Annotated in this window: 4 protein-coding genes and 1 pseudogene; 4 read left to right on the forward strand and 1 reads right to left on the reverse strand. The window is 60.7% G+C overall.

The window, feature by feature from the left end:
- Window positions 1-84: 84 nt before the first annotated feature.
- Window positions 85-6,540 (reverse strand): autotransporter outer membrane beta-barrel domain-containing protein, encoded by a 6,456-nt coding sequence (locus BUE38_RS14255; RefSeq protein ID WP_073435918.1) that lies wholly within the window; start codon window positions 6,538-6,540, stop codon window positions 85-87.
- A 670-nt stretch (window positions 6,541-7,210) separates the two neighbouring features.
- Here BUE38_RS14255 and BUE38_RS14260 point away from each other — a divergent pair.
- The 4 genes and pseudogenes from BUE38_RS14260 to BUE38_RS14275 all read left to right on the forward strand — a co-directional run.
- Entirely contained in the window at window positions 7,211-8,644 is a 1,434-nt protein-coding gene (locus tag BUE38_RS14260) for a sensor histidine kinase (protein WP_073435874.1), read from the forward strand.
- Window positions 8,645-8,655: 11 nt separating this feature from the next.
- On the forward strand, window positions 8,656-9,351 hold the full coding sequence (locus tag BUE38_RS14265) for a response regulator transcription factor (protein WP_073435875.1): 696 nt from the start codon (window positions 8,656-8,658) through the stop codon (window positions 9,349-9,351).
- A gap of 91 nt (window positions 9,352-9,442) precedes the next feature.
- Window positions 9,443-9,950, forward strand: a pseudogene (locus tag BUE38_RS23275) (transposase); the annotation flags it as partial.
- 86 nt (window positions 9,951-10,036) lie between these two features.
- Window positions 10,037-10,959 (forward strand): IS30 family transposase (locus BUE38_RS14275; protein ID WP_073435920.1); only part of this gene is annotated, 923 nt, incomplete at its 3' end.

The following is a 10,959-nucleotide window of genomic DNA, read 5'->3' on the forward strand; positions in this document are numbered from 1 at the left end:
CTCGACATGCCCCTACTGTCATTGAATAAGACTCTCACTCATTTCGAAACTCTCCTCGTGAATAACCATCCCTGTCAGTGGCAATCAGAACCTGTAGGTCAGACTCAGACTTCCGCCATGGTTGGTCAGGTCACTACCGAAGGCGCCGTCGTAACGTACGCCCAATCCCAGGTTTCGAGAGTTCAGAACCTCCGCCCCCGCGCTGATCCGGCCGACAACATCGGGCATGGCCACGTCACTGTCAAAGGAACCTACCGCTGGGTCAGAACCGGCAAAGCGTGCGCTGGTCCGGTAGCGGTCGAGTGACGAAAGACTGACCCCCGCACTGCTGTAAACCCGCAGGTCTGCACCGTTGTCCAAGGTGAAATGGTGTCCCGCTTCGATCGCCGGTGTTGCCACGAAGGCCGTTTCCTCGCTGTCGTCCACCTCCAGCGCCAGTTCTCCCGCACCGTCCTCGGTGTAACCCTCGGAATCGGTCCAGATGACGTCAAGATCCATCATCGGCGTTACGTAGGATGACCCGAAATCCTTGCGATAGCTGGCCCGCAAGCGTGTTGCCACGCTGGTCACATCGTGATCGCCGCGTGCTGTGTCGGCGCCGGCGGTAAGACCCGGCTGCCGGGTCGTGTCGAAATTGCCACGGCTGAACACCCCGGCTGCGGCGAGGGTCACTGGACCGATCTCGCGTGTAGCCGAGATACCGGCGAAGACCGTCTCGCCCTCGGTCGCGCCGTAACCGTCCTCACCGTTGAAGTCAGCGGTCTCGTAGCCGATCGCCCCGCCGATCCGCCAGTCGGGGTTCAGCATCGTCGCACCGGCCACGCCGACGGTATCAACATGCCCGTCATAGCCGAAGGCGTCATCGCCGCCCCCCTGGTCGAGATACTGTCCCGACCCCAGGATCTGCAGGCAGTTCTGGCCGTCGGACCAGGCACCGGCCTGGGCCGAACAGTCAAGAACCGTCGAGAACCGGCCGCGTGCAAGTTCGAAACTTGCCGCTTCCGCAGCCAGACTTGCCCCGGGCGAGAGCCTCGACAGGGCCTCGCGGTAGCCACCATCGCGCGCGGCGAGCTCCAACGCCGCAACAGCCTCAGCGGTGTTGATGTCGCCCGCCCGGAACACATCGCCAAGGTAGTCCGCGACATTCTCCTGCTGCTCGTTCAGACCGTGGCGATCATCACTGAAACTCGCCTCCGACACGGCTATCGCGTACCCCTTCTCGGTCACCGAATGCTTGAAGGTGATGAGTTCAGATGCGTCATCATCGAACCTCCCGACGATGCCCTCCTCGGCGGTCAGTACCGTCAACTCCGAGCCGTAGAGGATCGACAGCGGCTCGAGTGTCAGGGTACCTTCCAACGTTGCGGCCCCGTTGATCGCCATCAGATCGCCCTCGTTACCGGCGAAATCGACCGCGACATGGGTGTCACCGCTGTCGGACTGAACAAAATCTCCGGCGACAGTCAGTGTATCGCTTCTCCCCGGATGACCAACGTCCAGACGCCCCTCGTTGGTGACATCCGCCTGGTAACGCGTTGCCCCGGTCAGCGTGCCGCCTGCCTCGTTGAGCACCGTCACGGGATGCGCCGGCACCGCGCTGACGGCGGCATACGGGGTGGCGAAGGTTGCCGTGCTGACCATCGCGGTACCGGTTCCCTGAGTGCGAGTCAGCAAATTTCCGTTTACATCATAGGCCTCGATACTGCCATCGATCCGGCCAAGACTTTCATTGGTGATCGCCAGGCCACCGGCATTGGGATTGTCGTTATTGGAGTTATCGCTGCCGTGGTAGCGGATCGCGACGCCGGAGGCGGCACTGAGCGAACCACCTTCATTGACCGTGACGGAATTGGCGTGGTCGCCCTGATCAGTACCACCGGCGACGATCATCCCTGCGCCCTTGTCACCCGAGCCGCCGACGACCGTGCCGGCGATGTTCACTTCTACGCCGCCGTTGATCTGGCGCGAGTCGCTTTGCGCAAAGATGGCGGCCGAGTCCTCGCCATTCGCTCGGACGGATCCATCGTTGATGACATTGACGGTCACCTGGCCGCTCATGCCGGCCGTGCTTGCGTTCCTGTTCGATCCCATAAAGGCGCTGGATCCGTTGCCTCCAAAGCCGCCACCACCACCAATCGACTGTGCGATGATGCCAAAGGAATGATCCCCGTCAGTTTCGATATGCGCGTTGTCGAGTGTCACGGCAACGTCACCGCCGTCGCCATAGCTACCCGCGTCGTTCCCCTGGAAGGAAAGCGGTGCGCCGGACGCGGTGCCGCCAATTCCACCGCCGCCGCCAATTGACTGCGCGACGATGCCGTGAGCAGCGAGGCCACCGGTCTGGAGAGAGCTCTTCGTCGTGATGTCGACCGAGACATCCCCGCCGTTGATCGTGCCGCCGGCCGAGCCGCCGACCACCAGCGAAGCAATGTTGTCTGCCTCTCCGGCGCCACCAATGCCGCCACCGCCGCCGATCGACTGCGCCACGACGCCAAACGCTCGATCGCCATGGGTAATCAGTGACGTGCCGAGGTCGAGATCGACTGTGCCACCGCTGCCCCCAGCACTCCCGGCGCCGCCGACGACGAGATCGATCGTATGGCTATCGTCGCCCTCGGCCGCCGTGCTGTTGCCGGCTCCGCCAACGCCGCCGCCGCCGCCGATCGACTGCGCGACGATTCCATGTGCGTCGTCACCGCTCGTCGACAGGTTGATCCAATCCCTGGTTACCACGCTGCCGCCATTGCCGCCGGCCCCTCCACTACCGCCTATACCGCCGCCTACGGTGATCTTGCCGTTAGCCTGATCAGAGCCGTCCCCCCCCTGGCCACCGCCGCCACCGATCGACTGCAGCAGCACGCCATGGGCACTATAACCCGCGGTGTTGATGCTGTTGCCGCTATTATCGTCGAACGTGATGTCGATCTTGCCGCCATCACCGCCCCCGCTACCACTGCCGCCAACCCCCACGGCGATGTTGGCGGTTGCCTGACTGCCAGACATGCTGGAGGAGCCGCCCGCGCCGCCTCCGCCTCCGATCGATTGCGCGACGATGCCGTCGGCCCAGTCACCCGTGGTGGTGATATCGCCAGCGTGCGTCAGAGTCACAGTGCCACCGTCGGCCGCTTCACCTCCAGCGCCCCCGATGCCGACGGTGAAACCGTAGCTGGTGCCCTGGTCGGGCAATATCGAGTCTCGAGGTGTGGCTGACGCGACCGAGCCACCAAGCCCACCGCCACCACCGATCGATTGCGCGAGCACCCCATCGGCGTCCCCCCCGCTGGTGATGATATTACCCGCTGTGGTGACATTGACCGCGCCACCACTACCGCCGCCACCACCACTGCGACCGACGGAAACGCCGACCGAGGCAGTAATGTCGCCTGTCTCCTCCGTCCCCCCGCTGCCCGCCAGGCCCACGCTGACGCCCTGTGACGTGCCGCCGCCGCCGCCGATTGACTGAACGAGTACGCCACGCGACCCGGACCCACTGGTCTGCACACTGGTCCCAGCGTCGAGATCCACATTCGCTGTTCCGCCGCTGGCACCACCGCTACCGGCGCCGCCGACACCAATATTAGCCGTCAGGTTGAAGCCGCCGCCGATCTGATGGTTATTCACACTGCCGACACCGCCGTTACCACCACCGCCGCCGATCGACTGCGCTACAATCGCATTGGCATAATCGTCGGCAGTCGTTACGGAGGAGGTATTCTTGAGTACCACGTTGACGGTGCCGCCATTGCCGCCACCGCCACCCGAGCCGCCAACCGCTACACCAATGTCCGCGCTGACCGTGTCCGCTATGCCGGCCGTTGCGGCCATCGACGACGCACTGCCGCCATTGCCACCACCGCCACCGATCGACTGCGCCACGAGGCCATGCGACGAAGCACCTTTCGTGGAGACGGTACCGCCATCCAGTACCGCATCTACGCTGCTGGCGGAGTGACTTCCTCCACCGCTGCCGCCGACGGCCGTGGCCACACTCATCGCCAGGGAGACGCCGTCGGTTGTCGGCACCGCCACAGTGAGTGCATCGGCAACCGAGGAACCGCCATTGCCACCACCGCCGCTGATCGACTGCGCAAGCACGCCGATGGCGTCGGTCACGTCTCCGCCATCCTGACCGGTCTTGACGACGCTGTTGGTCAGCTTCACGGAAACGGGGCCGCCGGCACCGCCAGAACTCCCGGAACCGCCCACCGCCATCGACGCCGTGAAGCCAACACCCGAGGAATAGGAGTTGGCAGAGCCGCCATTGCCACCACCGCCGCCAACCGATTGAGCCACGATGCCCGGCGCATGCGAGCCCCGGGTCGTCAAGTCGAGATTGCCGAAGGCAACGTTTACGGTATCAGCGTTGCCGCCACCACCACCAATACCGCCGACCTGGAAGCTGGCGAGTCCGAGATCGCCGCCCGTGGCGTTACCGCCATTGCCGCCGCCGCCGCCAATAGACTGAGCAAGTACGCCGAGCGCACCGGAATCCGCGGTCGTGATGGTGACAGGGTTCATATTGGAGCTGGCCGAACAAGCGCCGCCGTCATCAACATTCGTGACGCAGACCGTCCCACCATCACCGCCACCGTCGGCGCTACCGCCGATACCCAACGCAGGAAGGCCGATTGACATATCGATCACATTCCCGCCATTGCCACCACCACCGCCAATCGATTGCGCCATGATCGCATGCGCCATCTCGCCCTGGGTGGTAATCGAGCCACCTGTCAGCATTACGCTGGTGTCTCCGCCATCGCCACCGGCAGTGCCCTGGCCGCCGACGGTGGCAATACCCGCCGCCCCAGCGCCGGTGCCACCACCGCCGCCGATCGACTGCGCCATGATGCCGATCGCCGCATCGCCGACGGTGCTGATATCGCCCGAATTCTCGACTTTGGCCGTATTTCCATTGGTATTATCGGTGCCACCGCCGGACCCACCGATCGACAACACGCCGCCGGCCATGCCGGCAGCACCGCCACCGCCGCTGATCGACTGCGCGACGATGCCATGTGCCGAATAGCCGGAGGTGGTAACCGAGCCGACATTCTCGACACTGGCCGTTCCCGACGACCCGCCGCTGCCGCCATCGCCACCCAATTCGAGGGTCAACCCAGCGGCGATGCCACCGGTACCGCCACTGCCACCGATCGACTGCGCAAGAAGACCGTAGGAATGATCGCCATGAGTGGTGATCGTCCCGCCATTATTGTTGATGGTGGCCAACTCACCATTGCCGCCATTGCCACCATTACCCGCACCGCCGCCGAGCACATTGGTGAAGTCGCCACCGGTGCCGCCACCGCCGCCGATCGAGTGCAAGGTCACTGCAGCCGAGAAATCCCCGAGCGTCGTAATCTCGGAACCACTCGCTACGTAGGCACCGACGCTGCCGGCATCACCGCCGTAGCCACCACCACCACTGGTACCGACAACCGCCGTGTCGTCGCCGCCGTTGCCGCCCTGACCGCCGATGCTCCCACCCAATACCCCGTAGGCATAGTTGCCGTCCGTCTCGATGGTGCCGCCATCAACATCCATTTGGATCTGACTACCCTCACCGCCGCGCCCTCCGGCGCTATTCTTCTCACCATCCCTGCCATCGCCGCCGCGCCCGCCCTGGGTCAGCCCGACCACGCCCATCACATGATCGCCCCATGTCGACACCGTAGCGCCTTGTTCGACGCCCAGGGTCATCACATCGTTGCTGGCGGCCCCACCAGCACCGCCGTTCGACGAGTCATAGCCGGTGCCCCCACTCCCCCCTTGGTTGATGGCCACGATACCGCCTGATAGTTCGCTGACATCGGCGGTATTGACGACGGTGATATCGGAAAATGTATCGACTGAAATGGTGCTGCCGCGCGCGCCGTTGCCGCCATTATCGGTGCTGTCCTTGGAAGCGGTGCCGTTGGCGCCCAGGCTCAGCGCATAGATGCCGCGCACGCTGTCAGAGCTGTTCGAGTAGATATTGATTGGTGCACTACCGGATGCTCCGTTGCCAATATGGATGGCGCCCCCCGTACCGCCAGAACCGTTGTCGTCGCCACCCTGACCGCCAACAGACCTGGCAGCAATGCCCCAGGCATAGTCCAGCCCGTTCAGCAGGCTACCCTCACTACCGAGATTCACTTGCCCGTCGTTGGTGATGGTGATGGTGTTGCCGTTGCCGCCAGTGCCGCCCACTTGGTCGCCCACCACACCGTCGTTCTGATGACCACCAATGCCACCCTGGCTCCAGCCAAGGATGCCGGACATGCCTCTGCCTTGATCGGCCTTAACCGATTCTACGGTCAGCGTCCCCGTGTTGTTGATGGTGACGGTCCCAGCCCACGTGCTATTCCCGCCACTCGACTTGTAATTGTCATTATCCGCATCTCCGTCGCCGCTGAAGCTCAATGCCGAAATCAAGCTGCCGATCGAGCCCGGATCGTTCTCGCTAGTCAGGGTTACAGGGCCAGAATTTGTGATCGTAACGCTACCACCGCCCCCCGCCGCCCCCTCGTCGACGCCATCGCCACCACGTGAGCGCGCCATGATGACACCGTTCTGGTCGGCCCCATATGAGTCATAAGGGAGGCTGCTGCCGGCCGTATACGATCCTTGGGTTTGAAACGTTATGGCCGCCCCTGGCTTGCCTTCTTTCTCATCTTTGTCATCGGCACCGTCCTCGCCTTGGCAAATCGACCATGTATACCCAAAATTGCCTTCGCCAAGTGTTTGGGTTGCAGATCCATCGCAGCCTGCGCGCGCACCGCTGACCATGGCCAAACTGCAAAGACCCACAGCCGATGCGGTCAGCACACGCAGAGTATTCGGATTGAGCGAGGTTTCAGAAAGACTACCGCGCCAGGATGAGGCTTTATCTTTGTTATGCATATCCATAAATCCAACAGAGTTTGGAGTTTCTTGATGGACTGGGCGGCAGCCTGTGACGGGCGTTCCAGTGTCTGATAAGAATTTAGGACTATTGCAGTCATCATTTCTACTGATCAAAACAATTGAATTCTGACTAAATCTTGCGAATCGACATTCGAGTCGAGTCAAGGTGGAAAACCAACTGATCCATCGACCACGGCAACATCCATCGACCTTTCCAACGACGTCTTGCCCAACACAACGGTACTTGCGCTATCCTTCATCACCTGCCAACCATAAGATGCATCACCGCGGCTATGCGGCGAGGGATCCATGAAAATGCTCAGCGATGCTTGATCTCAAGACAGTACTGGTCGTCAGCCTGGCAATCGCGAGCCTGCAGGCAGTGGCCTGGCTCTTTGTCTGGTTGGCGTGGCGTCATCTCTACGAGCTCAAGTTTCTCGCGGTAGGGTTCAAGGCCATTGCCATAGGGCTTCTCCTACTGCTCCTGAGGGAGGAGCAGCCAGCAGTCTGGTCCATCGTCCTGTCCAATACCGTTATCAAGCTGGGGGTGGTCCTGCTCGCAGCAGGTTTGGCACGCTTTCTGGGACAGCCGCGCTATCTCTGGGCCGGCCTCTCTCTGCTGATTTGCTATGTCGCGATCTGGAGCGTCGCCATGGTCGCCGACCCAGGTAACATCGCGATTCGCATTTACACATCCACGCTCTTCACGGTGATCGCCATGTCGGCCATGACCCTGGTGCTGCTGCGAGATCGGACACAACCCTGGCTCTTGCGTTGGATGACGATTGGCGTGCTGGTCTATTACATGGCAGCGAGCATCATTCACAGCGCCATCGAATTCTGGTTTCCGGCCATTCCGCAGGGTATCACTGTTATAAACGACCGTAACGCCTGGTATCTGCTGCAAGGTATTCTGTTCCAGATCGCCTTGTTTGCCTGCCTGCTCTTCATGGTCAGTTCACGGCTCTCTGCTGATTTGCGCGAGAAGAATGACGCCCTGTCGCGGGAGGTGCTGGAACGGCGTAAATTGCAGGATCAGCTGAACACCAGTCTTGAGTCTGAACGCGCACTTCGTGCGGAGCAGACGGATTTCATGCGCGTTGTCAGTCACGAGTTTCGCACTCCGCTGGCAGTCATCCGTAATGCAGTCGACATGATTGGCCTTGTCGGCGACAGATCTCATGAGGCAACGAGGGAACGTCTTTCCGGCATCGGAGAGGCGGTGGACCGACTGTTCTCTCTGATCGATCGCTTCATGACGAACGACCGAGAAAATGGTTTTCAGCCCGAATCAATGCCAATTGCATCCCTTATCGTCGATGTGCAGTTGCATTTCGAAATGGGTGGCCGCAGTGACCGTTTGCATTTCCGGACAGATCACGAGGCAATATCGATATTCGTCGATCCAGATATGATGTCGACGATCATTATCAATCTGATTGACAATGCGCTCAAATACTCGCCGGAACGCCAGCCCGTTCATATCGATTTCTGGGCAGGAGGCGGGTTCGTTACTATCCGGGTTCGTGATCGCGGCATCGGCATACCGAAAGCCGAATTACCCAGGATAGGACGGCGTTTCTTCCGAGCCTCCAACACCAAGGCCGCGACAGGCACCGGGCTCGGCCTCTACTCGTCCCGCAAGCTACTTGCCTACCATGGCGGCACACTGGAGTTACTCCCCAATGAAGGTCGGGGGACGGTGGCCATCCTGCGCGTGCCGTTGCCAAACGACGCAACCCAGCCGACCAAGCCATAGGAGGCGATGACTTGACGCACATATTGATCGTTGAAGACGAGCCGCGGCTGCGAAAGGACCTGGTCGACTTTCTCAAGCTGTGCGGCTTTACAGCTGAAGGTGTCGCGACAGCGGAAGGCTTGCGTCAGGCGCTGCTGGATAGCGAGCCACCTGGCATCATCATCCTTGATGTCGGGCTACCAGACGGTAACGGGTTTGAGCTCGCCAGCGAAATTCGCGCAATCCATCGCTGCGGCATCATCATGCTCACGGCGCTCAGCGAAAGTGACGACCGCATACGAGGTTTTGAAAGCGGCGCTGACATCTATCTCGTCAAGCATAGTACGTTGCGGGAGATAGAAGCGGCGATCCGCAGCCTGTTGCGCCGGACAGGAGACCTGACCGATGCAACGGACAACACCGGAGGCAACTGGGTGTTGGACAGCAGAAGCTGGACCCTCACAGCACCAAACCAGCTTACGCTCAAGCTGACCGCGACCGAGTTTGCTCTCTTGAGTACGCTCTGCGACTACGAGGGGGGCGTTTGTGATCGAGAGAAGCTGGTGGAGACGATTGCCCGTCCAGGGGCTCATTTCGACAACCGGTATCTCGATGCCGTCGTCAGCCGCCTTCGTCGCAAGGTAGATGCACACACCAACTTGCAAGCGCCCATCAAGGTGGTCTATGGCGTCGGCTATACGTTTACCGCACCAGCCGTCGTGCGATGAGTTTCGAGCTCGATCAGTTGCACGGCGGAGAAACCTGTTGGCCGCAAGCTCTAAGTGCAACACCTGACCAATTCGGTAAAGTGTTGTGCCCATGTCCTATTCTGAACTCTGCATCGAAGAGCGCGTCACGATCCAAGTCAGCCTCGAGCAAGGCTTGAGCATCAGGAAGGTGGCTGACCTACTGGAGCGGTCCCCGTCGACTATCAATCGCGAGATACGACGCAATCAGGCGCTCGATGGCCGATACTGCGTCCCGCATGCTCAACAGCTTCAACAGGACTGCCGGATACGGTGTCGGTCGAGACACAAGCTGCTTCTCGGGAGCCCTCGATTCGCCTTGATCCAGCACATGCTGCGTCATCGCTTGTCTCCCGAACAGATCAGCAGCAAGCTCAAGCGTATGACGATTTCCTGACCTTCGAGACGCCTACGTCTGCCGTGAAACGATCGCCATCTACGCTTTGCCCGTCGGTGAGCTGAGGAAGGAGTTGATCCACTGGTTGCGTCGATCGACCCGAAAGCCACGCCATCGCCAGGTCGATCGGCGCAACCAGATTCCTGATATGGTCAGCATTCACCTCCATCCTCCCGAGGTGGAAAGCGTGATTTTCCAATATTTACTGATTACTTCTTGGACGCAAAGTCTGAGTGCAACACCTGACCAATTCGGTAAGGTGTTGGCCCCATGTCCTATTCTGAACTCTGCATCGAAGAACGTGCCGCAATCCAGGTCAGCCTTGAGCAAGGTTTGAGCATCAGGAGGATGGCGGCTCTGCTCGAGCGATCCCCGTCGACGATCAGTCGAGAGATACGACGTAATCGATCACCCGATGGCCGATACCGCGTTTTACACGCTCACCAGTGTCGCCGTGATCGCCGTGATCGCCGGGTAGGCTGTCGGCCAAGGCGTAAGCTGCTTCAAGGAAGTCCTCGGTTCGCCTTGATCCAGTATATGCTGCGTCATCGCTTGTCTCCCGAACAGATCAGCGGCAAGCTCAAGCGTATGACGATTCCAGACCTTCGAGACGCCTACGTCTGCCGTGAAACGATCTACAGCGCCATCTACGCGTTGCCCGTCGGTGAGCTGAGAAAGGAGTTGATCCACTGCCTGAGGCAAGGGAAATCGACCCGAAAGCCACGCCGGGGCCAGGTCGATCGGCGTAACCAGATTCCTGACATGGTCAGCATTCACCTGCGTCCTCCGGAGGTGGAAAAACGCGAGTTCCCGGGGCACTGGGAAGGCGACCTCATCAAAGGCAAGGGCAACGCATCGGCCGTCGGTACCCTCGTCGAACTCAAAAGCGGTTATCTGATTCTGGCGAAGATGAACGATGCGACCGCTACCTCCGCGGTGGAAGGCTTCAGCGCGGCGCTGAATCGCATGCCATTGGCCGCACGGAAGAGCCTGACGTATGACCAGGGACGTGAGATGGCGAAGCACACCAGAATCACCCAGAACACCGGCGTTGCCATCTACTTCTGCGACCCGCACAGCCCGTGGCAGAGAGGCGCCAACGAAAATATCAATGGACTGATACGGCAGTACTTGCCCAAGGGAACGGACCTATCGGTCTACAGCCAGAAAGAACTGGATGAAATAGCGCTTGA

Origin of the sequence: Halomonas cupida, from assembly GCF_900142755.1 — a bacterium.
GTDB classification, from domain to species: Bacteria; Pseudomonadota; Gammaproteobacteria; order Pseudomonadales; family Halomonadaceae; genus Halomonas; species Halomonas cupida.